The organism is Vibrio sp. 1457 (genome assembly GCF_033340195.1).
In the GTDB taxonomy this organism is placed as follows: domain Bacteria; phylum Pseudomonadota; class Gammaproteobacteria; order Enterobacterales; family Vibrionaceae; genus Vibrio; species Vibrio alginolyticus.
The window spans coordinates 1-25900 of sequence record NZ_JAWOWA010000036.1; the positions used below are offsets into that span (position 1 = coordinate 1).

A 25900-nucleotide genomic window follows, 5' to 3' on the forward strand; every position below is an offset into this window, starting at 1 on the left:
TGAACCCTAGATACGCTATTAACGTATGCCGGTTTTCAAGACCGGTGCTTTCAACCACTCAGCCATCTCTCCGTTGTGGGCGGTATAATAAGGAGCATAGTCCGACTTGTAAAGTGCTGAATTATAATAGAAGTACTGTTTGCTTGTTTTATGATCACTGATGTGATGTTGGACAGTTTGAAAACGGAGTGAAAAAGGGACAAAAAGTACCAATTTATAGAGTTTTTACTTTATATTGGCGCACGTCAATAAAATGGTGTTTTATTGTTATCTTGCTGATATATAAGACATAACATGCTTTTAGGGTACATGTGTTCGCCCGAAAGTATTTGCAAGACTTTGTGAACTAATTCAAACTTAACTGGTATAGCCAGTTGTGCTTAGAATTCTTAAGGGTGTTTATGAAGGTCACAAATCTATTTAAAGACAAAGTTGATGCGATTTCTGCTCATCAATCCGAGTTTATGAATTGGATGTCTCCAACGTTACGCGATTATTGGAGTGACTTTTTGGGGAAAGCTCAAAATAGCTTTCTTTTCTCAAAAGTTCGTGATCACCAGCAGCCAGCCGTCAACGAAGAAGTTGCACCTCAACCTGCACCGATCGTAATGGCACCTGAGGCTCAAAAGCTTTATGACGAGTTAAGTGAAAAAATTGGCGAAGTTATTCACACTGGTGATTGGGTTCATGTGTCTCAAGAACGTATTAACCAATTTGGTGCTGTAACGGAAGACATGCAATGGATTCATACCGATCCAGAGCGTGCTTCAACTGAATCTCCATTTAAGACAACTATCGCTCATGGCTTTTTAACATTAGCATTGCTGCCTAAACTGACGGATTCAGTCGATCCAGACAAGCCAATGTTCCCAACAGCTAAAATGGTAGTTAACTTGGGTTTAAACCAAGTCCGTTTCCCTTACCCTGTCAAAGCAGGCAATAATGTTCGTGCAGTCAGCACGTTAACAAAAGTAACGCCAATCAAAAAAGGTTTGGAGATTGAGCGCGAAATTAAAGTGGAAATTGAAGGTATTCGTCGACCTGGTGCGGTTGTGGTCTCTGTAATTCAACTGCATTTCTAATTCCGAAACCGGATAGAACACGACATAGTAAAAGAGAGCATCAGGGTGCTCTCTTTTTCATTTTTACTGATTAAAGTTTTTTACTGGCGTATAACCGTAATCTGCAATCGCTTTTTGTCCCTGCTCTGAACGAAGGAAAGCGATAAAACCTTTACCTGCATCGCTAATCTTATCTACTTTGTATAGCACTAGGAATGGTCGCGCCAACTTGTACTTATGATTGCTAATGTTTGTCGAGGTTGGGTCAATACCATCTAACTGAATCGCCTTGATCGAGCGATCTACTGACCCTACAGAGATAAAACCAATGGCGCGAGTGTTATGGTTAACAATGGTTTTTACCATGCTGTTGCTGTTTACAACCAAGTTGTTTGGGCTGATATCCGAGACAAGGCGATCATTAACGATTTTGGTCAGTCCCAGCAAGCTTTCGAAGCTGTAACGTGAACCTGAAGACGCTTCTCTAGTAACCACCGCGATAGGCTGATCTGCGCCCCCGACCTCTTTCCAATTCTTAATCTTACCTTTGTAAATATCAAACAGCTGTTGCTGAGAAAGGTTTTCTACAGAGTTGGTACGGTTTACAACAACAGCGAGGCCATCATAAGCGATAGGGTATACATTGAGATCTTCACCTTTTTCGCTTTCAGTCAGATAGCGAGAGCTCATGCCTATTTCGGCTACTCCTTTATTGACCATGGTGATACCAGCACTCGAACCAATGCCCTGAACAGCAACGTAATCGTCTGGGTGTGTTTTGTTGTATTCCTCAGCAAGTACATCCATCACACGAGCAACCGACGTTGAACCCGAGATGTTGATTTCTTTTGCAATTGTAGGGAGGGAGACTGCTATGGCCAATAACGTCGCCACAGTAAAACGTAACATATTAAACTCCATATACGGGATAAAGCAGAGTTTATGATATTGCGTTCAGGTTACACTTTTGTGAACTGTTAGCGCTAAACAGGGGAATTGTTTCTAGTCAAGAGGTGATGGAGCTAGCGTTTCCAAGTGGACTGAGATGATAATCTGGGCAAATGATAATATAGCTATCTTATACTTGAGTTAGGTAGATAACTACCATCGGTGATGATGTAAAGGTTATATACTAGGATCGACAGCTCTAACTATCATCCATCGGGAGAACGTTGATGTCAGTGTCCCAAATGGCGACAAGTCGTTTATACAAATCAGTTCAATCGCTCTGCTCTGCGCGTAATGCTAACTTGCCTGTCGAACAGGGCAAGTGCCTCTATGAGCTAGTAGAAAATGGCGTTGAGCTTCATCGGGCGCATTTTCTCCTCGACTCCCAACATAGCGAGTATACTTCTCCCGTCGCGAAGATCATGTTTGATGAGGAAAACCAACTTTGGTATTTCTATGTTCCCACATATCACAACGAGCTGTTAAGGTGGGTGCCTTATAAGCCACTTCCATTTAGCCGAATGCTTGAGGACTTACTCAACGAGTTGGAGCGCGATCCTCAAGCGTGTTTTTGGGAATAGGGCGAGCCCAACGGATGCGAATGCCGACATGATTTATACTTTAGGCCTAACAACTTGGTTTCTAAAGTCTTTGGGGGTCATGTTGTAAACGGATTTAAATGCTGTACTGAAATGCGCTGCACTTTTAAAGCCAGACTCAAACGCTATTTCTGTTATTGATTTTTCTGACTTGCGCAGTTGGGTTGCTGCGAAGTTTATCCGTTTCACCTTTAATATCTGAGAAAACGAAAGATCATCTGCGGCGAGGCGACGTTTTAAGGTTGCGATGGACATGCTCATATGAGCCGCTAAGCCTTCTAGCGTGATGTCTTTTTCAATATTACCCTCAATGTACTTAATGGCTTTTTGAGAGTCGCTCAGGCTACTTGCATCATCTATGATAGATAGGATGTTTGGCTCTACCTCAACCATCAACGACAGCAATGCCATTGCGATATGGCTTTGTGTGTAGTCTGGAGCATTGCGACTCGCTAACTTAACCAACATGTCCTTCAATTGTGCTACTTCGCTACTGGATTGCGTTGAAAAAGGATAGAAGCGCCTTTCTTCCGTTTTGGAACGTAGCATCGGGTGCGCTTTCTTAAAGTCACAGAATATATTTGGATTGAAGACTAAAGCCAGTGCTTTAAAGCCTCCGTCACTAGAGACGGCTTCTGCACTGCTCAGATCTGCGGAGTTATAGAGTGTGAAATCTCCGGCTTTAAGTTCAAATTGCTCGCCATTAGGTTGATGAACTAATAGGGCACCTTCTTCAACAATATATAACCCATTATGTGTTGCAGTGTAACGCTCACTTTTGCGCGCAGTGAAGTGATTAAAGCGAATGATCTCAATGTTCGGCATACTCTTTCTTATCGTTTTACATAACAAATAAAAAAGGCGCTCAATAGAGCGCCTTTTAACTTCATTCGGTATTACTCACTTACAGTCTGTTCTGTTTGTGCTGCTGGTTGTTCAGCGAATACCTGGGTTGGCTTTGCAACTAAACTGCGGTTTTCTTGGTTTACGTCCGTAAGGACAATTTCCAATGTATCCCCAAGTTTGTATACGACCTCTTTATCGATAGAGATGGTACCGTTGTCGCCATTGCACTCAATTCTTTCTTTATTATCAAGAATTAGTGCACCAGGAATAAAGGCTGCTGCGCCATTTTCGAGAAGTCGGACACGTGCGCCTGCACGATTAATATCGAAAATCTCACCTGTGAAACAAGTTTTCTTACTCGGCTCATCAGCAAGCGTGCGTGCATATAGCCAATCTGAGACATTTCGCTCAGCGATTTTATGATGTTTACGATGTAGAGCTAGCTCTTCGCCTACTTGGTCATCTGGTTTTTGTACGGGTTCTTTACCAAGGATGACGGCCTTCAACATACGGTGGTTGATCATATCACCGTATTTACGAATTGGTGATGTCCAAGTTGCATAGATGTCTAAACCCATTGCGTAATGAGGCAGAGGCTGATTACCCACCTCACTGTATGCTTGGAACTTACGAATGCGGTTATCTAGATAAGACGTTTCTTGAGCTGCCAACCAGCGGCGCAACGCAGCAAAGCCTTCTAGCGTAGCAATAGACTCCGCTGTGAACTCCAACTGGCCTTCTGGATTGACAAGTTGAACCACTTCTTCAATCTTCTCGTTCTTGATACCTGCATGCGTATTGAAGACACCTGTTTCAAATTTATCGCGTAATGTACGACCTGCACAGATGTTTGCGGTAATCATGGATTCTTCAACAAGACGGTTTGCACTGCGGCGCATGTCTGCGTGGATAGCGATTACATCGTTATCTTCACTGAGCTCAAAACGGTAGTCAGGACGATCAGGGAAGACCACTGCGTTTTTCTCACGCCATTCAGCGCGAGCAAGAGAGAACTCATAAAGATCACGAACGATGGTCGCGATCTCTTCAGATGGCGTCCATGCTTCAGAGCTGCCGTTTTCTAACCAATCAGACACGTGATCGTATGCTAGGCGTGCATGTGATTTGATGTTTGCCGCGAAGAATTTAATATCGTCGCCAATCACACCATCTTTACTTACCGTTACGGTACAGCAAATAGCAGGGCGGGTTTCACCTTCAATCAGAGAACATAGGTTGTCCGCTAAATCGCGAGGTAGCATCGGGATGTTGCGTCCTGGAAGATAGATAGTATAGCCACGCTCACGCGCTACTTTATCCATTTCATCTTCAGGTGTGATGTAAGCGGTTGGGTCCGCAATAGCGATGGTGAGTTCGAAATCGCCAGATACGGTTTTCTTCGCGTACAGCGCATCGTCCATATCTTTAGTCGATTCACCGTCGATAGTGACGAATGGAACATGAGTCATGTCTACGCGTTCTAGCTCCGCGTCGTCTTTCAGTTCCCAGTTATCGATGCCTGCTGGCTCAGAGTTTGGTAGATCGTTTTGAGCAAGCGTTACCCACCAAGGCGCAATTTTATCATTCGCGTCAGTGATTTTTTCAGAAATTTCTACGAAGAAAGAGTTATCGCCTTTTAGAGGGTGGCGAATAAGATGTGCGACAACCCAATCACCTTCGGCGAACTCGTCAGGTTTTAGACCTTTCTTTAGTTTCGCTTTAAGAGATAGCTTTTTAAGCTGTGGGTGATCAGGTGCTACGTTGAGCTTGCCTTTGAACATTTTTACTCGACCAATAAAGCGAGTCACGGCTTGTTCTAGCAGCTCTTGTGGCTCTGCAACTTCGCGTTCATTTTCGGTGCGGATAATGGCGATGACTTTGTCACCGTGCATGCACTTTTTCATGTACGCAGGCGGGATGAAGAAGCTCGTCTTACTGTCCACTTCCAAAAAGCCAAAGCCTTTATCTGTGGCTTTTATTGAGCCTTCTTTTTTAGGCAGGTTTTCTTGGATTTGCTGCTTAAGCTGAGCGAGTAGTGGGTTATCTTGAAACATCTTTTCTTAAATTACCTATGGAGTTGGGCACACTATAATCATTGCGAGCTATTATTACTACCTGTGGAGCGTAATTTCGCCGTGAATTTTGCCAATTTAACCACGAGAAATTGGCTTAAATATTGATGAAATTCTCATCTGTGAGTTACGCGAATCTACGGGGAATGGTAGGGTTGGTGGAAAAATATGCTAAAAATACCATTGTTGAGAATAAATTGTGATGTAATTCAATTTTTTCTGGATTTTTTTATGCTTTTAAGGAATAATCCGCCTCCCTTAGTCGTCCCTAATGGCTTATCGCGGTTGTGTACTGTGCTGTGTTCCCGTCTGAATGGAATCAGTATCTGGATGGATCAGTATCGAATTGGAAGAGCATATGGGACTGTTTTTTTGTTTAATTAAGTAGGATCCCAATGCAAGATTCTGTTATTCAATTCAGTGATTTATCTCTGAATGATTCTATCCTTTCTGCTCTAGACGGAATGGGTTTCGTGTCACCAACTCCAATTCAGGCTGCGGCAATCCCACACCTATTGGAAGGTGCTGACGCGCTGGGTAAAGCTCAAACAGGTACAGGTAAAACAGCAGCGTTCTCTCTGCCTCTTCTCAACAAACTCGATCTAAACCAACGCAAACCGCAAGCGATTGTACTTGCTCCGACTCGTGAGCTGGCAATTCAGGTTGCAGCGGAAATGAAAAACCTTGGTAAAAACATCAAAGGTTTGAAAGTTCTAGAGATTTACGGTGGCGCATCTATTGTCGACCAAATGCGTGCTCTTAAAAGTGGCGCTCATGTAGTTGTTGGTACTCCAGGCCGTGTTCAAGATCTTATCAATCGCGAACGTCTACACCTAGACGAAGTTAGTACTTTCGTTCTTGATGAAGCAGACGAAATGCTAAACATGGGTTTCGTAGATGACGTAACTGCGATCATGGAGCACGCTCCAGAGTCAGCACAACGCGTTCTGTTTTCTGCAACTATGCCTCCAATGCTGAAGAAGATCGTTGAACGTTTCCTTCGTGACCCTGTAACGGTTGACGTTGCTGGTAAAAACCACACTGTAGACAAAGTTCAACAACAGTTCTGGGTAGTGAAAGGTGTAGAGAAAGATGAAGCGATGTCTCGTCTTCTTGAAACTGAAGAAACTGACGCGTCAATCGTATTCGTACGTACTCGTCAAGATACTGAGCGTCTGGCTGACTGGCTATCTGCACGTGGCTTTAAAGCAGCTGCACTGCACGGTGACATTCCTCAGTCTCTACGTGAGCGTACTGTTGATCACATCAAACAAGGTGTTATTGACATTCTAGTTGCAACTGATGTTGTAGCTCGTGGTCTTGACGTTCCACGTATTACGCACGTATTCAACTACGACATCCCATTTGATGTTGAGTCATACATCCACCGTATCGGTCGTACTGGCCGTGCTGGACGTAAGGGTAAAGCGATCCTTCTAGTTCGCACTAACCAAATTCGTATGCTTCGCACTATCGAGCGTGTAACTAAGTCATCTATGGAAGAAATCCAACTTCCTCTACGTGACCAAGTTGCTGAAGCTCGTCTAGCTAAGCTAGGCGCTGAGCTTGAAGCAGAGAAAGAGCACAAAGCACTAGACAAATTTGCTGAGTTGGTAGAGAAACTACAAACTTCTCTAGACATCGACCCAGCAACACTTGCTGCTATGCTTCTTAAGCGTCAGCAAGGCAAACGTCCTCTGTTCTACATTGGCGAAGACCCAATGGTTGAAGCAATTGAGCGTGACAAGCAACGTCGTAAAGAGCGCCGTGAAGGTGGTCGCGACGGCGGTCGTAACTTCAACAACCAAGACTGGGATACTTACCAGCTTCAAGTTGGTCGTGAGCAAGGCGTTCAAGTTAAAGACATCGTTGGCGCTCTAGCAAACGAACTAGGTCTAGGTAAAGGTTCTATCGGTGCGATCAAGCTAGCTCAAGGTCACACATTCGTACAGCTACCTAAAGCAATGACTTCAGACGCGGCGAACAAGCTAAGCAAACTACGTATCCGTCAACAAGATGTTGGTGCTGTAGTATGTGACTTCGATGATTTCCGCGAGTCTCGTGGTGGTCGCCGTGACGGTGGTCGTCGCGATGGTGGTCGTCGTGATGGCGGTGGTTACCGTGGCAACCGCGAAGGCGGCAACCGTGGTGGTGATCGTCGTGAAGGCGGCCGTCGCGAAGGTGGCTTCCGTGGTAACCGTGACGGCAACCGCGATGGCAATCGCGAAGGTGGCGAACGTCGTTTCGATCGCAACCGTGGTGGTGATCACCGTGGTGCACATCGTGGTGAACGTGGTCACGGTCGTGGCCGTCGTACAGACGCATAATCACGAGTGATTAAAGCGACGGTTTAAGTTGCTACAAAAAGAATTGAAAGCCGAGCAAAGCGCTCGGCTTTTTTATGCGCGTCTAATACGGTTTTGCTTTTCATCGTGTTTGTTTACCCAACTTATTACTTCGTCTAAGGGCAGGACAGAACAAGTAACCCTGAATGATGTCACAGCCTCGACTTCTCAAAAAATGCAGTGTGTCCATGTCTTGAACGCCTTCTGCTACGACCGAATACCCTAATCCATGTGCTAGCGCAATCGTGTTCTCAACGATAGAGCGGGAGCCTTCTGTGCGGCTTGCTGTGAAAAGAAATTAACCAGCTTACCTTGAAACGTATTATCAATCTTTCGACGTTTTTGAGGTTATCTCATAATTTGAATCAGTCATTGGCCTTCAGGTTGTGTCATGTCTTCGATAGACTCAAAGCAGTATTTACGATTAGGGAGCCCTGTAAGAGCGTCATGGACGGCATTGCGCTTCTCTCTTTCAGCAACGGTCAGAAGATCTAACATCGAATCGTTGCTCCACTTAATCACCAGCACGACAAAGGTATGCCGCCAAAAATTATAAGAGAAACGCCCGTTTCTAAGAGAGAAGCAATAGGTTTTTGCATGATGGCGTGCAAAAAAACGGCATAAGCAAAAATGAAACAGCTGATTAACAATAATAGGTAAGTCCACCCGGTTACGTCAGTTTTTGAGCAGATGTTTTTTGTCATCTGCCATCCCCAGCAGAGCAAAATCAAACCTAAGATCACTAGTAGAAACGCAATAGTGAGCACATTATTACCCCGATTTATTGATTGGTTTGTTATTTTTGTTAACCCAATAAACAACGTGTTTTATATGCCTGACTTTGTACAAATTGACCTGTTCATAAACTATGTTTAACAAGTGATATTTTTTAGTCTTCAAATAAAATCAAAACTTGCTACAGATCAACAAAATTTGTTCAATCAAATCGGTTTTACTAAAAGATTGTTGAAAGATTAAAAAATTATTGAATAATAGAGGGGCAAACAAGAAGTACGCAGCGCACAAGCGCTATTACAACCTCTGCTCTACAACAGGATAACTATTTCATGTCTAATTCGTTTGTACTGGTGATCAACTCTGGTAGCTCTTCATTAAAATTTGCTGTTATTGATTCTGAAACCGGTGAAGCTTTGGTATCAGGTATTGGTGAGTGTTTTGGCCTACCTGAAGCTGAAATCAGTTGGAAATATCAGGGAGAAAAAACCGTTGAAGCAATTCCAGCTGGCGGCAACCATCATCAGTACGCCGTTGAGCGAGTGGTAAAACTACTCGATACTCTAGGTTTGAGCTCAAAATTTGTCGCTGTAGGCCATCGCATTGTCGCAGGCGGTGAAACCTTTAAAGGAACTGTGAAAGTTGATGAAACAGTTATTCAAGAAGTAGAGCGCCTTGCTGAACTTGCACCACTTCATAACAAAGCGAACGCTGAAGGCATGAGAGCGGCAATGGCGGCGTTCCCTTCACTGCCTCAATTTGCTGTATTTGACACTGCTTTCCACCAAACAATGCCAGCCAAAGCCTTTATGTACGCACTTCCTTACGAGCTTTACGAAGAGCATAAAGTGCGTCGTTACGGTGCTCACGGTACAAGCCACTACTACGTAAGCCGTGAAGCAGCGAAAATGCTAGATAAGCCGGTTGAAGAAAGCAGCTTTATCACTGTGCACTTAGGTAACGGTGCATCAGTGAGTGCGGTTAAAAATGGCGAATGTGTTGATACAAGTATGGGTTTGACGCCGTTAGCTGGCCTAATGATGGGCACTCGCTGTGGTGACCTTGATCCAAGTGTTATCGAGTTCCTTTTCCGTAAAGGCTGGGAAAAAGACGAAGTGTTCGAGATGATGAACAAGAAGTCAGGTTTCTTAGGTGTATCTGGTGTGACAAGTGATGCTCGTGGCGTACTAGAAGCAATGGAAGCGGGGAATTCACGTGCGAAGTTGGCATTTGAAATCTTCACTTACCGTGTTGCGAAATACATTACTTCTTACCTAGCTGCTCTGGATTCATTAGACGGCATCATCTTCACTGGTGGTATTGGTGAAAACTCACTACCAATTCGTCGTGAAATCTTGAAAAACCTAAAACTTCTAGGTTTTGTTGAAGATGAGAAAGGTAACGAAGATGCAAGATTTGGTAACGCAGGTGTTATTGCAACATCTGAGTTGTTAGGTGCCAAAGCTCTTGTTATTCCTACTAACGAGGAATTTGTGATAGCTAAACAATCGGTTGAACTATTGTAATATATAACGAAAACAGAAAGTTAAAAGCGAGCCTCGTGCTCGCTTTTTTATTTAAAGCAATTTGGCAATTACTCTTTGGGTTTCAGAGCTTCGCGCTTTTCGATTAAAAAATCCATCAAGACGCGGATTTTTTTCGGCATATGCTCTCGTGAAGGTATATATAAATAAAACCCTGGAAACTCTTTGCACCAAGGTGTCAGAACTCGGGTCAATCTTCCCTCATCTATGTGCTTTTCCACCCATAAATCAATATGCTTTACTAAACCCACACCCTGTATTGCAGCTTGTAACATACTACAGTCATCATTAAAAATAGCATTGCCTTTAGGCTCGAAAACGAGGGTGCGCTTTGCAACATCTGGAGAGGTTAGCGACCAATGATCAATTGTTCCGCTAGAGGTAAAACGATAAGCAAGGCAATTGTGACCTTCTAAATCCTCAGGAGTTTGAGGTAGTCCATTTTGCCTAAAGTATTCAGGAGAGCTCACTATTGCCGTTGTTAACGGCGGAGTAATAGGGATCGCAACCATATGTTCATCTAAGCTTAATCCTAAGCGAATGCCAGCGTCAACGCCTTCTGCGACGATGTTAGAAAACCCATCATCCATGATTAGCTCTAGGCGTATTTTAGGATAACGAGAGAGGAACTCACCTAGATAGGGCTCAATAAGCAGCCGAGCAGCGGTTCTTGATACACTGATACGGATTAATCCCGAAGGCTCAAGATGAGAGTCGTTCAATTCGTTAACGACCTGCTCAATGTTCACCAATGAAGGTTGCAAAATATCAAGCAGACGTTGGCCTTCTTCCGTCAGCGACATACTTCTGGTGGTTCGATTAATTAACCGAACTTGTAGCTGTTGTTCTAACGCTTTTAGGTGTTGTGATAAGGCAGCACGGGTTACCCCCATTTCTAAGGCTGCTTTAGTGAAACTGCGATGGCGAGCAATATGTGCAAACCACGTCAGTGATGAAATTAAAGAAGGTTCTATTCTCATTTGTTAAGTATAACTAAACAGTCATGTAGATAAAACGATATTTATCCGAAACAGTGTGTTGACTAATATTACATCGAAGCTTAGGTCAGCCTGAGATGAACAGTTAACCTCTAATGGAGAATGTCGCTATGTCTAAAGTCACTTTCAAAAATCTCAATGGTCAAGGTATTGAGATTTCAGCGGTTATCAACTTCCCTACAGATTTTGATGCAAGTAAACAATATGCGGCGGTTGTTGTTTCACACCCAGGTGGTGGCGTAAAAGAGCAAACCGCAGGCCTATATGCGAGTAAACTTGCAAAAAGCGGCATAATTGCCATTGCGTTTGACCGTTCGTATCAAGGTGAAAGTACAGGTGAGCCTCGCCAAATGGAAAACCCTTACACGAGTACTGAAGATGTGAGCGCAGTCGTCGACTATCTGACAACGTTAGAGTACGTCGATAACGATAAAATTGGCGCAATGGGGATTTGTGCTGGTGCGGGCTATAGTGCAAATGCAGCGACCAATGATCGTCGAATCAAAGCACTGGGTATGGTTAGTGCCGTAAACATTGGCCAAATGTTCCGTAATGGTTGGGATAATTCGGTTAACGATGCTGACGCTGTTGGTTACTTAGAATTTGGTTCGAATGCTCGCACAACCGACACGAATGGTACAGAATTCGCGACTATTCCTCTAGCTCCGATGCGTGAAGAAGATGCCTCAAATGCAGAGCTACGCGAAGCTTGGGAGTATTACCACACACCACGTTGTGAACATCCAAATGCGCCGGGTTTTGCTCTAACTCGTAACTTAAACCAGATCATTACTTACGATGCGTACCACAAAGCGGAAGCATTCCTAACTCAGCCAATTCTTGCTGTCGTTGGTAGTGACGCAGGCAGCAAATGGATGAGTGATGACCTGATAGAACGTGCAGCGAGTTCAGATAAAACCTTGTATGCCATTGATGGTGCAAACCATATGTCGCTTTATGATGTTGCCGAATACGTCGATGACGCAGTATCCCAACTCGCATCTTTCTTCCAACGCACTCTTTAATATTCCCGATGAAAGGCTCAATTGCTTCGAGCCTTTCTGCTCTCAAGGCTTTTTACTCTTAAGGTATTGATTATGAATATGCAAAAAATCACTTTTAGAAATGCTGATATGGCTTGGGATATGTCTGCATTAATTTTATTTCCAGAAGGCTTCAATGAATCGAAACGCTACCCAACAATGATAAGTGTTCATCCTTTTGGTAGTTGTAAAGAACAAACATCCAGCGCTGTCTATGGTAAAGCCCTTGCTGAGTTAGGTTACGTCGTGATCGCATTTGACGCGAGCTTCCAAGGAGAATCGGGGGGATTGCCTCGCTACGTAGAAGATCCAAGTCAACGTGTTGAAGATATCAGTCGCGTTATCGACTATGCAGTGACTTTACCTTATGTCGATGAGAATAGAATTGGTGGACTCGGTATCTGCGGCGGTGGTGGTTACATGATCAATTCAGCCCTAACCGAAAAGCGCTTGAAAGCTGTCGTAGGTATTACGCCTGTTAACTTAGGCCGCTTGTTCCGTGAAGGCTTTAGTATGTACGACCCTATCGCCAATCTTGAAGCTATGGCTGCACAGAGAACAGCCGAAGCTCGCGGCTCAGAGCTGAAAATCGATGAACTTCTTCCTCCAAATATTGAATTTGCAAAAGAAAATGGATTAACAGAACGAGACGTGTTCGAAGCTACTGAATACTACAAAACATCACGTGGACAAACCGAAGGTGGTGCAACTCGTATGCTGTTTTCACATGCACAGAAAACACTGAGCTGGGATGCCTTTGCATTTGCCGAAACGTTATTGACTCAGCCTGTTATGGCCGTGGTAGGGCAAAAAGTCGGGGCGTTTGGTGCTTATCGTGATGGGCAGGAAATTTATGGCCGCTCTGTTCAATCAAAAGACCGACAGCTGGTTAATTTGGAAAATTGGTCTCACTATGAACTGTATGACCATCCAGAAGCAGTCGGCATTGCAATGGACAAGGTTTCTGCATTCCTTGAAACACACTTAAAATAATCTAATAAGTTAGAAGCGTTTTGTAGAGTTGCAAAGCGCTTATTTTTAACAGCGTAAGATGTAGTTCGAAGCGAGTAGGTCGGTAAATCTTCGTGCGAATAACCTCATCTACAGGCTATTGACTAAATACCACTGCCAAATACTGTTTAAGACAATGTACACTGAAACCTAATTAAAGGCGTTAGATAGGAATGAAGTTTAATTTATGCGCAAATCAGATAAGAAGGTCGAGAATCTAATTAGAGAAGTGTTGACCGAAGTTTGTGAAGATACGCTAAAAGGCTACGATGGCTTTCTTTGGGTGACTCATACCGTCAAATTCTCTTCTTTTCCACAAAGCTTAGAAATAGTCTGCGTCTTCGAAACGAAGCAAGATCGAGCTAACTTTTTTGAAGGAGAGGGCCGCCAGCATGTTTCCACAACTATTCAAAAGGCATTTAATAAGGCAGGAGTGCAACTAAAGAACGCCAGTAAGCAAATCAGTTACGATACAAAACAAAAGTGTTAGTGCGGGCAGCAATGGTCCGTAATAAAATGGTGCTTGGCTACCTTGCTATAAAAATGCAAAGGGCACTGGATGGGCAATGAAGCTTCAGCTCACTTAGATATACATCGGTGTAACTATGAGTTATGGAGTTATGGATTGTGAATACGGTTGGTTTTCTAATGTTGCCTTAAGAGGCCATGATTAGTCGTTTACAATGAGTAAAGTACAAACTTCTGCATGGTGGATATCCGCAGAAAATTATTGAAAAGAAAGGCTCTAGCTGGAGCGGTCTATCATTTTCTTTGGGTTACCTCGACTATGAATAGCTTAATTGCTATGTTTCGCAAAATATATGGATATTCTTCTGCTCGTTATCTTCAGATGCCGTGCAGAAGAATGTGTTTGCCGGCTGAGGGAAAAATGAAAACCAAAATAATAATGTCTTTTCTACTCGCTACATTATGTGTCAGTGTCAGCGCCAGTACGAATGAGCCGAAATACCATTCTGCGCTAACAGTCAAAACGGGATTCAGTGAAGACAGAGACAAGCCTGTGGAAGTCTATTATTGGTATCCCACAACGAACGAAAAAAACAACTTCTCGTTTGGTAGGGGGAACATTTTTAAATCAGTCGAAACGCAGTTAGATGCCCCTTTAGCAAGTGGAAAATTTCCCGTTGTGCTTTTGTCGCAGGGCGGAACACGGTCAGCGTTTTCCCACAGTGGTTGGATAGCCTCGAGCCTGGCGCAACAAGGTTATGTCGTTGTGGTACCAAAGCCTCCTGCACCGAACGAAATCAATGCAGAAATGGTTGTTGATGAAATCACATTCAGAACCAGTGATTTGGTGCTTGGGCTGAACGAATTAAGTTCGGCCGGGATACTGTCCGGAGGCGTAGATACTGATGAAGTGCAGGGGGTCGGCTTTTTTCTGGGCGGCACATCTATGCTGATGCTCTCCGGAGCGCAAATAAGCCCGGAGAAATATCGAACATCGTGTCACAACGCCACCAATGTAGACTGTCATTGGTTACGTGAAAATAACGTTGATATTACCAGCATCCCGGATAAAAAAATCCCCCGATTTCAGTCTGAAAACAAACTGAAATCGGTCGTCGTTATTAACCCTGAGCTAACGAAAACCTTTGTCCCTGAAACTCTGGCCTTGATGAACAATGCTATCACCGTGGTGGCGCTCTCTGATCGGCTACATCCCGCACTGACACCAGCTGAATCATTTGTTGCTCTTCCCAATGTGACATTTCAAGAGATCCCCAGTGCGAGTCAGTTTAGTGCGTTCGCAGATTGTACTGAGCGTGGTATTAAAATTCTTGCATCAGAAGGGGAGGAAGCACTTTGCCAGGAGCGTGATGAGGTTTCTAGAAAGGACAATCACCAGAAAATTTTGGATGTAATTCTGACTAGCCTAACAAAGCCACAAGAATAGCAACAATGTGACACTTTCTTACACATTGTCTGTTCGAGTAAGCAAAGCGAGGAGTAAGTTTTGTGCAGGCTTATCCCTCCACCATACTGCAAGACGTACTAGTGACCGTATTATTTGCCTTAATTAAGTACTTGTCCCAGCATTTTAAAGCTTAGAAGAACACACAAAATACCAACGATTTTCTTAAGAACTTTATTTGGGAAATACGCTGCACAACGCACGCCGAGGCTAGTAGTTAAGTAGCTACTAATGGAGAAGCTGATCATTGCAGGAAGGTATATGTATCCTAAGACTAAGTTGTTCCAATCTGTATTTTCCCATCCGTTTAACATGTAACCGAGGCTTCCTGACAGCGCGATAGGGAAACCTATCGCAGCAGAGGTACCAATAGCACGTTTTACCTCAAAATTTTGCTGGACAAGATAGGGGATGATCAACCCCGCACCGCTTATAGAGACAAGTGCTGATACAGAGCCAATCACCGAGCCTACAGTGATATTACCGATAGCCCCATGTGGGTTAGGGTTGTACTCATTTTCAGTGTTGAGGAACATCTTATAAGCAACATACAACATGAATACGCTGAAAAAGCCTGCCAGATAGACGCCTCGTAGATACGATGCTACGAATGTGGCGCAAAATGTTCCGACTAGAACTCCGCTCAACATTTTTACTACCATTGTCGAGTCTACATTCTCTTTTTTGTAGTGAGCGCGCATGCTGCCCAATGTTGTAACAATCATCGAAGCCATTGATGTCCCCAACGCAAGATGCACTACTTCCGTATCAGCTATTCCCTGTAGTGAAAATAGAAACGCAAAAATAGGGACGGCCATTCCACCACCACCCACACCAACGAGTCCTGCGAGAAAGCCAATGCCCAAGCCTGCCGTAATGTAATAGATAATAAAGATAGGTTCGTTCATGATGGTTCTGCCTTCGATAAAATGGTCGTTGCTAAAATGTTACTCGAACGCTAACTTGCTATGGTAACGTTAAGAGGACAGAAAATAATGAATAATGGCCAAAATGGAATTGAGTAAATAAAGTGACAAACTCTGATTACAGCGAATGGAAAAATGGCGCCGCACTGATCGTTAAGGAGTGGCAGCATGAAAGGAGCGACTTCAACCATTTGGATCAACGGCCACATAATTGGCACAGTCATCATCGAGGCCAGTTACTGTGTATAGATGAAGGGCTAATTCAGGTCAAAACCGATGAAGGAACGTGGATACTACCACCTCACCGAGCTGGTTGGATCCCCCCGGGTGCGATGCACAGTGTTTATTTTTGTGGTTCTCTGAAAGGTCGTTCATTACTGTTTACTCCAGAGAGTTGTGAGCGGTTTCCAATGAGACCTTGTGTTATCCAAATGAGCGATGTGTTGAAAGCCCTATCGGTTAGAGCATCGATATGGAGCAAAACAGACGATCTATCCATACAGTCTTTACGTATTCTTGCCGTAATATCCGATGAAATCGTCAATAGCCCTCATGAGTCACTCCACATCCCGCTGCCCAGAGATCCGAGACTGCAAAAAGTTACTCAAGCAATTTTAATAGACCCAAACAGCAAACATTCTGTGGAGCATTGGGCCAATATTGGGGCAGTCTCATCTCGGACGTTAAGACGATTGATTCGAAGTGAGTTAAACATGAGTTTTAATGAATGGCGGCAACAAGTACTGCTAATACATTCATTAGAAATGATAGCTCGAGGGGAATCTGTAGGAGCGGTTGCACATGCTTTGGGTTATTCGACGCCCAGCAACTTTATCGCGATGTTTCGTCGGGTCTATGGCGATTCACCTACGCGTTACTTTTCTAATCGCGGAATATAATTTCCGTGCTCGCATGCTCATGATGTTCCCCTAATTATCTTTAATCAAAAAAGGTAAATATTGAAAAGATTAACTGTTATGTTATAACATTCCCTTGTTTGGGGCTCTACAATTTGTTGTTTAAAGAATTGATCTCACAACCAGTAGTCTCCTATTGAGAGAGAGTAAACGTTGATTTCTTCACAAGCGCTGTCTGACTTGACTCTACATGGGGTGGGACTGTGTCAATATGTCCGTGAACTAGAGCGAAATCGTAACGATTACTAGGTCTCATAGCCCTAGAAAATCAACGTTATTAAAACCTTTACCTGACCTTTTTAACGCTTGGGAGGAAGATATATGAGCATTGATGTAGTTGAGAACCCGCTTCGTGTCCAAACAACATCATCGTTGGCGATATCGACATCAGCGAACATACTTAGCGACATCTACAAACCAGAGCACAATATTGCCATATGGCAGCGAACGCTCTCGAAAGAGTTGACGAAGGACATTAATCTGATGCTGGCTCTGGAGCCTAGATTGGCACTGGTACAAAGTGTCACGCCAGATGATGCTGCACAATGGGTACGAAGCAAGTTAGAGGGCTATGCGTGTGCTGATGCGCTGAGTGAAGATGTTGCTTTAATCGTCGATATGTTCTGCTGTTTGTTTGAGGTTAAAGAAGCAGGTTTGAGACTAACTCGCCTAGACAGCCCGATGTGCCCGAAATTTCACTTTGATCGTGTGCCTTGCAGACTTGTCATAACTTATACCGGCCGAGCGACCGAATGGTTAACCAACGATACCATTGATCGCACTAAACTCGGTGCCGGTAGTCTTGGTCAACCTGATCACCTATCGGGCTTATACGACTCTGAAAGTGCCATACGACGAATGCAGCCTGGCGATGTTGCCCTGCTCAAAGGAAGTGGTTGGGAAGGCAATGAAGCCACTGGACTTATACATCGCTCTCCACATGTTGCAGACAATGAACGTCGCTTACTACTCACATTGGATTTCATCTAGAGATATGAGAAAGCTCAAAACGGTAGATGACGTCATGAAGCAGGTAGAGAAAATCTGCCTGCTGCGAGGTAAACAACTCACTACTAAACGGAAATTGATACTGACTTCACTGCTATATGCGGAGAAGCCGCTTTCTGCCTACGAACTAGTTGACTACTGCAATCACAACTTTTCTCAAAACATTCAAGCGATGTCGGTTTATCGAATACTCGATTTCCTTGAAGCAGAGCACTTTGTCCATAAGCTCAATACATCTGGTAAATACGTCGTTTGTTCTCAAATCGCGTGCGATCAGGAGCATGGCGTTCCACAGTTTTTGATTTGCTCTCAGTGTGGAAAGGTTAGTGAAATAGCGGTTGAAGCCAATGTTATTTCTAGCGTATGTGCGAAAGCCATACAAGAAGGCTTCACCGTTCTTAGCCCACAATTTGAGATTTCCTGTGTTTGCGATGAATGCGCAAACCGCCCCCTATGAGGCAGACACACGATCTCCCCTTATAGCTTCACAAGGTGACCGAGTATTGGCCACATTTATAAATTATCTAAAAGAATGAATTATGTCAGCAACATTGATTAAAAACGCTCGGGTGGTCAACGAAGGAGCCATTACCGAAACAGATTTACGTATTGTTGATCAAAGAATTGACAAGATTGCTACTAATATATCCGTACAACACGGAGATATTGTAATTGATGCTAAAGGGGCTTATTTACTGCCAGGCATGATTGACGATCAAGTGCATTTCCGAGAACCTGGGCTGACACATAAAGGCACAATTGCAAGCGAGTCGCGGGCAGCGGTAGCCGGCGGTATTACAAGCTACATGGAAATGCCCAATGTTAGTCCGGCTACAACGACTATTGACTCGTTAGAGCGCAAGTTCGCTCTCGCTAAAGAAAGCTCGTTTGCAAATTATTCTTTCTACCTCGGTGCAACCGAAGACAATCTTGAACAGATTAAACAACTTAACCCCAAACAACATTGTGGTGTGAAAGTATTTATGGGGGCATCAACAGGAAATTTGTTAGTCGAAGCTCCGCAAGCGTTAGAGTCAATTTTTCGTGACTCTCCAGTACTCATTGTTACTCATTGTGAAAGTGGGACTGTTATTAAACAAAACCAGCAAAAGCAAAGACTTAAGAAGTCAGATTTCACTATCGAAGACCATCCCATTTTGCGTGACGAAGAGGCCTGTTACGCTTCATCTTCTTATGCGGTAGAACTTGCCAAAAAGTATCACAGCCAACTACATGTGCTGCACATCACAACGGCGAAGGAGCTAGCACTTTTTGACGAGGGAGACATTCGAGACAAATCAATCACCGCGGAGGCTTGTGTTCACCATCTTTGGTTCAGCAACAAAGATTATGGCGCTCTTGGTAACTTGATCAAATGTAATCCTTCAATCAAGTTTCCTAGTGACCGCGATGCGTTGTTAAAAGCGTTAAATACGGGGCAAATAGATATCATTGCAACAGACCACGCTCCTCACACTTGGCAAGAAAAACAAGTGCCTTACGAGCAGGCTCCAGCCGGACTGCCGTTAGTTCAGCATGCGTTACTTACTCTCTTCGAGCATGTCCGTTTAGGTCATATGAGTTTGACTCAAGTAGTCGAAAAAACTGCGCACAACCCGGCCATTCGCTATGGCATTCAAGGCCGAGGTTTTATCCGTGAAGGTTACTACGCCGATTTGGTGTTGGTTGATGCTCATACCCCAACACGAGTTAGCAACGAAAACAGTTTATATCATTGTGGTTGGTCGCCTTTTGCTGGACATGAATTTTCAGCTCAAATTCAAAAGACTTGGGTCAATGGCGCGCTAGTTTATGACAATAACAAAGTCATCGATAAACCAACTGCAGCGATGCGTTTATCCTTCAATCGTTAAGTCGCTGACCGCAAAGAAAGAGCCATAAACAAACTGGAAGCATTATGTTAAGAAGAAACCCAACGGGCCATATGCCACAGGTGTCCTCAACAGCCTTTATCGATCCAACCGCTATTATCTGTGGCAAAGTCATTATTGAAGATAACGTTTTTATTGGACCCTATGCTGTTATTCGAGCTGACGAAGTTAATAACCATGGAGACATGGAAGCTATCGTCATCAAACGTGACACCAATATCCAAGATGGTGTCGTAATTCACTCTAAGGCAGGGGCTGCGGTGACCATTGGTGAGCGCTCATCCATTGCTCATCGTTCGATTATTCATGGTCCTTGCCAGGTTTGTGATGATGTTTTCATTGGCTTCAACTCCGTCGTATTCAATAGCGTCATCGGTGAGAGGTGTGTTATTCGTCATAACTGTGTCGTCGATGGCCTCGATTTACCCGCTTATTTCCATGTACCACCGATGACCAATATTGGTGTCGGTTTTGATTTAGAGAGTATCTCTAAAGTGCCGCCAGAATATTCAGCTTTTTCCGAATCCGTCGTTTCTGCCAACCATGAACTAGTCCAAGGCTACCGGAGAATTGCCAATGAACTTTAATAAGCCACTGATTTCGCGAGTGCCGACTAACATCATCACTGGCTTTCTCGGGGTGGGGAAAACATCGGCAATAATGCACTTATTGACCCATAAACCGAGTCATGAACGTTGGGCTGTATTGGTCAATGAATTTGGCGAAGTTGGTATTGATGGCAGCTTGTTACAAGGCCAAAAAAAACAACAAGACCAAGTGTTTATTCGAGAGGTCCCCGGGGGATGTATGTGCTGTGCAGCAGGTCTTCCGATGCAAATCGCCTTAAATCAATTATTGTCTGAAGCAAGGCCAGATCGATTGTTGATTGAGCCTACAGGTCTTGGTCATCCTAAAGAAGTACTGCAAGTGCTATCGACCGAGTATTATCGTCAAATTCTCGCTTTGCAAAAAAACATTACTTTAGTCGATGCACGTAAACTATCGGATCCTAAGTACACTGAGCATGAAACGTTTAACCAGCAAATCACTATCGCAGATACAGTGGTAGGTAATAAGCGCGATCTCTATCAAGATGAAGATGAGCAAAAGCTGACGGCTTATATAGCAAAGCTCGGTCTGCGGGAAACAAAAGTGATTTTCGCTGAACATGGCGCTATCCCTTTTCATGAATGTGAGGGAGCGACTCGTATTGACGTGCAAAAAACGCCCTCTGTTCTTTATCGTGAAAGAGAGAAAAAGTCACTTGTTCCTGAGTTGCCTATGCCTGAGAGCGGCATTCTAAAAGCAACCAATCAGGGGGAAGGTTTCTACAGTATCGGTTGGCGTATATCCGCTGAAAACGTGTTCGATCATCAAAAGCTGAGATTATTGCTGCTCGACCTCAAGGTCGAACGAATGAAAGCGGTTTTTATCACGGGAAGCGGTATTTTTGGTTACAATCTAACATCAGATGGACTCACAGAGTTTGAACTAGACGAGTGTTCAGAAAGCCGCCTAGAACTGATCTCTTCCGGTCTAGATGACCAATTTGAAGATAGATTATTTCGATGTTTGGAGAAGGCATCATGATAGAAAAGAGAAAACTCTCCTTTTAACCATAATGTCTTACCTCCTTAAAATTCTAGTGGGGTTTCTTTTAAAGCTGCGCTTAGGGCACTTATGCTGCCGTATTAGGGTGGGGTTAGTACCCGTATTTTCTGCCTATGCGGTTCAGGCACAGTTTTATTCATGGGGTGAGGTATCCACGTTACACGTGGCCTAATTACTTGCTTTAAGTTACCCGGAAGAAACACGTCTTTTTTTAGCGAGGGCCATTGCTATATTTGCGGTACTGTAGGCGCTCTCATTGATAAAGTGCGGGTAAATTTCCCCTTTGCCATTCCAATGGATATCATAACCAGCGAAAGTCGCTAATAAAGGTGCTCCTGGTTTGACCGCCTCAAAATCTCTGCCACAAATAGTAGGGTGTACTAGTGCTTGCCGCATACCCTCTTGATCAAGTGGAACCCTGATTTCTTCGGTGTAAAAAAACGCCTCATAATCGCTCAGTAAGCCTATTTGGTTGAGGTTGTGCTTTTCAACATAGTCCAATACTGCGGTAAGCATCTGTTTCATCAACTCCAACGTACTGTACTCTAGCGCACCATGTGCTTGCGCCCCGACCTCAATCATTATTCCATATTGCCCAGCAGTACAAAGGTAAGGTTGCTCTTGCCATTCTTTTCGCTCTTCGAAAAGGATATGTGCTGATGGCATTCGTTGTTTGACGTACGCGCCCAGTTTCCGATAAAACACATCGTTAGAAAGCAAAATCAACGTCGCTCCCATATTGCTTGTTGTATTGTGCAGGTCAACAATCAACAGTTTTTCTTGGTTTGCATATTTCTCGATAAATTGATGTGCAATCTTGCTTTCATGCAAATCAGGACAATGATTGCTATTCATTGCTGAGAACTCGCGATTTAAGTCTGTATCGATGTATCGGACGTTGTGTTTTACTGCTTCGGAGTTTGCGATGATCGAGCGGGCTGAAAAGGTTGATCTATTGACAGAGTAACGTTTTTCTTTGATTAGTTTATGTAAATAAATACCAGAAAGTTCGTTTCCGTGTGTTCCTGCAACGATCAGTGCTGAATTGAATGTGTTCATTATTGATCCTTCTCAAAGAGAATGGGTTGAATGATTGGTCTTCTCTTAGCCAATCCAGTGAACTGAATAAACGTTTACTAAACTGAGTAAAAATAATCCTAGATATGTTATAACATAACAATCGTTATTATTGTTACTTAGTTTCTCATGAGTCAGTTTAAATTTATTGCTTTAATCGTTGCTGTGTTTTGTTTTTCGGTCGCTTTGCTTCTACCTACAGAGGATGAGCCAAATCAAGATAGTCACAGCACTCAACTGAATCAAAGCAGTGATTCGTCACCACCTCCATCATCAAAGATAGTGGTTCCCTCAGATAGCAGTTTGACTCCGTTGCCTAAACCTAAACCTAAACAAATACACTACATAGTTAAAGTGGGAGATACGCTCAGTGGTATCTTCGCTCAATTGGGTCTCCCTTACGGTATTTTGCAGCAAATTCTCTCAGTTGATCTTGATCACCTCCAGCTAGATATGATTAAGCCCGGAGAAGAGCTTGAATTAGTGATGGATGACATGGGGCAATTGAGTCGACTAATTTATCATATGAGCCTTGTAGAGAAGGCTATCTACACTAGAGAAAACGATGGCTCCTTCTCTTACGAATTTCAGGAAATTTCAGGGGAATGGCGTGAAACCTTATTTTCGGGAGAAATCAAAGGGAGTTTTTCAGTCTCGGCACATCGAGTTGGATTGACATCAGGCCACGTCGCAAATATTACGCAGGTGATGAAAGATAAGATTGATTTTGCGCGATCTCTTAGAGCCGGTGACCGTTTCGATATATTAGTGAAACAGCAATATTTAGGTGAACACAAAACTGGCAATAGTGAGATTAAGGCTATTTCTTTTAACTTAGCGAAGGGCGAAGTCGCTGCATTTCTAGCCGAGGATGGACGGTTCTATGATAGAGCTGGTAACAGTTTGGAGCGAGCGTTTAACCGTTATCCTGTCGATAGGGCATACCGCCGAATCACCTCTGGGTTTAACCCTAAGCGTAAACACCCAGTGACGGGAAGAGTCACCCCGCATAACGGAACGGATTTCGCGACACCAATCGGTGCGCCAGTTTATTCTACTGGGGATGGAAAAGTAATTGCGGTCCGCAAGCACCCTTATGCCGGTAATTATTTAGTGATTGAACATAACAGTGTGTACAAAACTCGTTACCTACACTTGAATAAAATCTTGGTTAAAAAAGGTCAAGTTATAAAGCGTGGGCAAAAAATAGCCCTCTCTGGGAATACTGGTCGTTCAACCGGACCACATTTACATTTTGAAGTTTTAGTTCGTAATCGTCCGGTTGATGCAATGAAAGCCGACTTACCTATCGCGAAGTCGCTTCCTAACATCCAGAAACCTTCATTTTTGGCGCGAGTATCAGAGTTTGATTATCTAGTAGAAACGAAAAACTGAGTCCCGACAATTTGTTAGGGCTCAGTTATGCTATTTTGTGTTGTGAGGTTGGAGCAATAGGTGAGTCTCAATATGTGTTCCTAGAAGAATAATGACTGCGATTTTTTCTTTTACGTGCGTCCACATCCGCAACATCGGACACTTTGCAACAACCTCCGCCTTTGATCGGCCTACGTGAAAATATCACACCAATTGCGAGCATCGCAATACAACTTAGGAAAATAAGAACGGTAAGAACTAAAGTCATAACACCACCTCCTATAAATCGCTGTATTGTCATCTTTCTCCAATTTTATAAACAAAGCAATGGTCGTTTTGTAACCACTTATTATTTTTATCAATAGTCAGACCTTTGCTGGTGATGAAACGTGATGAGAAACGAAGGCGAGTTCTGAGAAATCAGCCCCTGTGATCTTTACCGATTCTTAAGTTTTGCGTCTAAGACAGCAATTGGATTCCTTCTATAACTCACTAAGTTGTTATGTTATAACATGCGTTCATCCAGAGTTTGTAGGTCAAAAGTATGCCATCAATTCCAGTCACCATTTTGCATGGGTTTCTCGGGTCCGGGAAAACCACGTTTTTACGCAACATTCTTCAACAAGCCGATTCTTCTGGTATTGATCTGTCCGTTATTGTTAATGACATGAGTGAGTTAGACGTCGATGGCGTGCTTATCTTAAATACCGATGCGGTGAGTGAAGAGCAGGGCAACTTTGTTACGATCAGTGGAGACAGCATCAGCAGCCTGAGTGGTGTAAAGCAGCTCGATAAAGCCCTTAAAAAGCTCTGCGCAGAAAAATCGCCAGAATGGGTTGTGATTGAAACGTCGGGCAGTAGTCATCCTTTACCTTTGGTCGAGTACTTCAAAAGTAACGCACAATTCGCACTCAAAGACGTAATTACGTTGGTGGATGCGACTTGGTTGCGAGATGACTATCGACAAGGTTCTGCCTTAATCCCTAAGTGGCAGGAGAACGTGCAGCAGGGTGTTCGCGGCGTTGAAAACTTGTTGGTAGAGCAAATCATGTTCTCAAACCGTATCATGCTCACCAAGACGGACAAAGTGGACGACAATACCGTTCGCAACATCGCGCAGGCGATTCACCCGCTTAACGTTTACACCGAGATAATCAAAACGTCGTGGGGAAACTTGGATATCCGCATGTTGAAAGGTGAGCAAGACTACAATTTCTTCCTTGTTGAGCAGTTAATCGCAGAACTTCGTGAGACGGTGAATGAGCCGTTGAATCTCTCTGATAAAGACGAACAAAGCCTTGTCGCCAAAGTGATCAAAGATGATCGACCTTTTCATCCTGCGCGTTTGTGGAGTACCTGCCACCAGTATTTAACTAAAGGTGTGTTCCGCAGTAAGGGGTTCTTTTGGTTTCCAACTCGAGACGATGTTTCACTGCTTTGGAGCCAAGCAAGCGGCAATGTGGGGCTTGAAATTACAGGCTTTTGGCGCGCTTCGGTAATCAATGACGAATCGCAAAACTTCACTGAAGAACATCGTCAAATCCTGCAAGATAAGATAGACAGCGTTGAAAGCCGCTTTGGTGATCGTCGTTGTCGCTTAACGGTGATTGGGCAAGAAAACGAAGTCGATGCGTTTATTGATGCGCTGGAAAACTGCTTTTTAACGGAAGGGGAACTGGAGCAATGGCAACAAGGGGCAACATTTGAAGATCCTTGGCCAAAGAAAATAGCTAAGTTGAGCCAGAAGAAGACGGTTTGAATGCACTGGTGAGGATTCCCTCGCTACATGTTTGAATCTCGGGTTGTTTCGAGAACGGACTTACTGAATTGGCTCTGTATACCAAAATTGGCTCTGTGTAACGAAAAAGCCTCCCGAATGGTGGGCAATGTAGTTCACTTAAGAGGAGCCGCGTAGCGATTAACAGGGTATCGGGTCTTTGATATTTTTACCGCCCTAGGC

The 25900-nt window shown here is 43.8% G+C and carries 23 protein-coding genes and 2 pseudogenes; 16 read left to right on the forward strand and 9 right to left on the reverse strand.

The window, feature by feature from the left end:
* The first annotated feature begins 401 nt into the window (after window positions 1-401).
* Entirely contained in the window at window positions 402-1082 is a 681-nt protein-coding gene (locus R7Z41_RS22250; RefSeq protein WP_005375670.1) for a MaoC family dehydratase, read from the forward strand.
* A gap of 63 nt (window positions 1083-1145) precedes the next feature.
* Here R7Z41_RS22250 and R7Z41_RS22255 read toward each other — a convergent pair whose 3' ends face one another.
* Window positions 1146-1970 carry a phosphate ABC transporter substrate-binding protein gene (locus R7Z41_RS22255; protein ID WP_017635752.1) on the reverse strand — a complete coding sequence of 275 codons (825 nt, stop codon included), beginning with the start codon at window positions 1968-1970 and terminating at the stop codon, window positions 1146-1148.
* Between the two features lie 266 nt (window positions 1971-2236).
* On the opposite strand from R7Z41_RS22255, the gene R7Z41_RS22260 reads away from it, so the two are divergent.
* Window positions 2237-2590 carry a DUF3024 domain-containing protein gene (locus R7Z41_RS22260; RefSeq protein WP_017821084.1) on the forward strand — a complete coding sequence of 118 codons (354 nt, stop codon included), beginning with the start codon at window positions 2237-2239 and terminating at the stop codon, window positions 2588-2590.
* Between the two features lie 33 nt (window positions 2591-2623).
* On the opposite strand, the gene R7Z41_RS22265 is transcribed toward R7Z41_RS22260, so the two are convergent.
* Together R7Z41_RS22265 and rnb are read right to left on the reverse strand one after the other, a co-directional pair.
* The gene (locus R7Z41_RS22265; protein WP_017635750.1) at window positions 2624-3433 is read right to left on the reverse strand and encodes a helix-turn-helix transcriptional regulator; all 810 of its coding nucleotides are present in this window, start codon (window positions 3431-3433) and stop codon (window positions 2624-2626) included.
* Window positions 3434-3504: 71 nt separating this feature from the next.
* On the reverse strand, window positions 3505-5508 hold the full coding sequence (rnb, locus tag R7Z41_RS22270; protein WP_017635749.1) for an exoribonuclease II: 2004 nt from the start codon (window positions 5506-5508) through the stop codon (window positions 3505-3507).
* 413 nt (window positions 5509-5921) lie between these two features.
* On the opposite strand from rnb, the gene R7Z41_RS22275 reads away from it, so the two are divergent.
* Window positions 5922-7853 (forward strand): DEAD/DEAH box helicase, encoded by a 1932-nt coding sequence (locus R7Z41_RS22275; RefSeq protein WP_005375680.1) that lies wholly within the window; start codon window positions 5922-5924, stop codon window positions 7851-7853.
* Window positions 7854-7925: 72 nt separating this feature from the next.
* Here the strand turns inward: R7Z41_RS22275 and R7Z41_RS24710 are convergent.
* Both R7Z41_RS24710 and R7Z41_RS24715 read right to left on the reverse strand, forming a co-directional pair.
* Window positions 7926-8169 (reverse strand): annotated as a pseudogene (locus tag R7Z41_RS24710) (EAL domain-containing protein); the annotation flags it as partial.
* An 86-nt stretch (window positions 8170-8255) separates the two neighbouring features.
* Window positions 8256-8575, reverse strand: a pseudogene (locus tag R7Z41_RS24715) (GGDEF domain-containing protein); the annotation flags it as partial.
* Between the two features lie 363 nt (window positions 8576-8938).
* Between R7Z41_RS24715 and R7Z41_RS22285 the strand changes: the two are divergent.
* Window positions 8939-10132 carry an acetate/propionate family kinase gene (locus tag R7Z41_RS22285; RefSeq protein WP_005375697.1) on the forward strand — a complete coding sequence of 398 codons (1194 nt, stop codon included), beginning with the start codon at window positions 8939-8941 and terminating at the stop codon, window positions 10130-10132.
* 68 nt (window positions 10133-10200) lie between these two features.
* Here the strand turns inward: R7Z41_RS22285 and R7Z41_RS22290 are convergent, their stop codons facing one another.
* Window positions 10201-11130: a LysR family transcriptional regulator gene (locus R7Z41_RS22290; protein ID WP_054574369.1), complete on the reverse strand. Its 930-nt coding sequence runs from the start codon at window positions 11128-11130 to the stop codon at window positions 10201-10203.
* A 128-nt stretch (window positions 11131-11258) separates the two neighbouring features.
* Here R7Z41_RS22290 and R7Z41_RS22295 point away from each other — a divergent pair, with 128 nt between their 5' ends.
* From R7Z41_RS22295 to R7Z41_RS22310, 4 genes are all read left to right on the forward strand, one after another.
* The gene (locus R7Z41_RS22295) at window positions 11259-12173 is read left to right on the forward strand and encodes an alpha/beta hydrolase (RefSeq protein ID WP_158173134.1); all 915 of its coding nucleotides are present in this window, start codon (window positions 11259-11261) and stop codon (window positions 12171-12173) included.
* A gap of 72 nt (window positions 12174-12245) precedes the next feature.
* Entirely contained in the window at window positions 12246-13184 is a 939-nt protein-coding gene (locus tag R7Z41_RS22300; protein ID WP_005375705.1) for an alpha/beta hydrolase, read from the forward strand.
* 205 nt (window positions 13185-13389) lie between these two features.
* The gene (locus R7Z41_RS22305; RefSeq protein WP_132936368.1) at window positions 13390-13692 is read left to right on the forward strand and encodes a Fis family transcriptional regulator; all 303 of its coding nucleotides are present in this window, start codon (window positions 13390-13392) and stop codon (window positions 13690-13692) included.
* Between the two features lie 399 nt (window positions 13693-14091).
* Window positions 14092-15117 (forward strand): hypothetical protein, encoded by a 1026-nt coding sequence (locus tag R7Z41_RS22310; protein WP_318136415.1) that lies wholly within the window; start codon window positions 14092-14094, stop codon window positions 15115-15117.
* Window positions 15118-15236: 119 nt separating this feature from the next.
* Here R7Z41_RS22310 and R7Z41_RS22315 read toward each other — a convergent pair whose 3' ends face one another.
* The gene (locus R7Z41_RS22315) at window positions 15237-16043 is read right to left on the reverse strand and encodes a sulfite exporter TauE/SafE family protein (RefSeq protein ID WP_054576795.1); all 807 of its coding nucleotides are present in this window, start codon (window positions 16041-16043) and stop codon (window positions 15237-15239) included.
* Window positions 16044-16165: 122 nt separating this feature from the next.
* Here R7Z41_RS22315 and R7Z41_RS22320 point away from each other — a divergent pair, with 122 nt between their 5' ends.
* The 6 genes from R7Z41_RS22320 to R7Z41_RS22345 all read left to right on the forward strand — a co-directional run bounded on the left by R7Z41_RS22320 (window position 16166) and on the right by R7Z41_RS22345 (window position 21468).
* The gene (locus R7Z41_RS22320; RefSeq protein ID WP_005375710.1) at window positions 16166-16960 is read left to right on the forward strand and encodes an AraC family transcriptional regulator; all 795 of its coding nucleotides are present in this window, start codon (window positions 16166-16168) and stop codon (window positions 16958-16960) included.
* 339 nt (window positions 16961-17299) lie between these two features.
* The gene (locus R7Z41_RS22325) at window positions 17300-17968 is read left to right on the forward strand and encodes a DUF1826 domain-containing protein (RefSeq protein WP_054576794.1); all 669 of its coding nucleotides are present in this window, start codon (window positions 17300-17302) and stop codon (window positions 17966-17968) included.
* 4 nt (window positions 17969-17972) lie between these two features.
* Window positions 17973-18443 carry a Fur family transcriptional regulator gene (locus tag R7Z41_RS22330; RefSeq protein ID WP_225478164.1) on the forward strand — a complete coding sequence of 157 codons (471 nt, stop codon included), beginning with the start codon at window positions 17973-17975 and terminating at the stop codon, window positions 18441-18443.
* Window positions 18444-18525: 82 nt separating this feature from the next.
* A complete protein-coding gene (locus R7Z41_RS22335) occupies window positions 18526-19860 on the forward strand; it encodes a dihydroorotase (protein ID WP_262679117.1) in 1335 nt (444 codons plus the stop codon).
* A 44-nt stretch (window positions 19861-19904) separates the two neighbouring features.
* Window positions 19905-20465: a carbonate dehydratase gene (locus R7Z41_RS22340; protein WP_017821071.1), complete on the forward strand. Its 561-nt coding sequence runs from the start codon at window positions 19905-19907 to the stop codon at window positions 20463-20465.
* Complete coding sequence (locus tag R7Z41_RS22345; protein WP_021707804.1) at window positions 20455-21468, forward strand: CobW family GTP-binding protein; 1014 nt, start codon at window positions 20455-20457, stop codon at window positions 21466-21468. Before R7Z41_RS22340 ends, R7Z41_RS22345 begins: the two co-directional genes overlap by 11 nt.
* A gap of 207 nt (window positions 21469-21675) precedes the next feature.
* On the opposite strand, the gene R7Z41_RS22350 is transcribed toward R7Z41_RS22345, so the two are convergent.
* Window positions 21676-22548 carry an aspartoacylase gene (locus tag R7Z41_RS22350; RefSeq protein ID WP_225478303.1) on the reverse strand — a complete coding sequence of 291 codons (873 nt, stop codon included), beginning with the start codon at window positions 22546-22548 and terminating at the stop codon, window positions 21676-21678.
* Window positions 22549-22695: 147 nt separating this feature from the next.
* Here R7Z41_RS22350 and R7Z41_RS22355 point away from each other — a divergent pair, with 147 nt between their 5' ends.
* On the forward strand, window positions 22696-23961 hold the full coding sequence (locus R7Z41_RS22355) for a peptidoglycan DD-metalloendopeptidase family protein (RefSeq protein WP_054574359.1): 1266 nt from the start codon (window positions 22696-22698) through the stop codon (window positions 23959-23961).
* 67 nt (window positions 23962-24028) lie between these two features.
* On the opposite strand, the gene R7Z41_RS22360 is transcribed toward R7Z41_RS22355, so the two are convergent.
* Entirely contained in the window at window positions 24029-24208 is a 180-nt protein-coding gene (locus tag R7Z41_RS22360) for a hypothetical protein (protein ID WP_225478304.1), read from the reverse strand.
* Between the two features lie 276 nt (window positions 24209-24484).
* Here R7Z41_RS22360 and R7Z41_RS22365 point away from each other — a divergent pair, with 276 nt between their 5' ends.
* On the forward strand, window positions 24485-25699 hold the full coding sequence (locus R7Z41_RS22365; RefSeq protein ID WP_225478305.1) for a CobW family GTP-binding protein: 1215 nt from the start codon (window positions 24485-24487) through the stop codon (window positions 25697-25699).
* Window positions 25700-25900 lie beyond the last annotated feature (201 nt).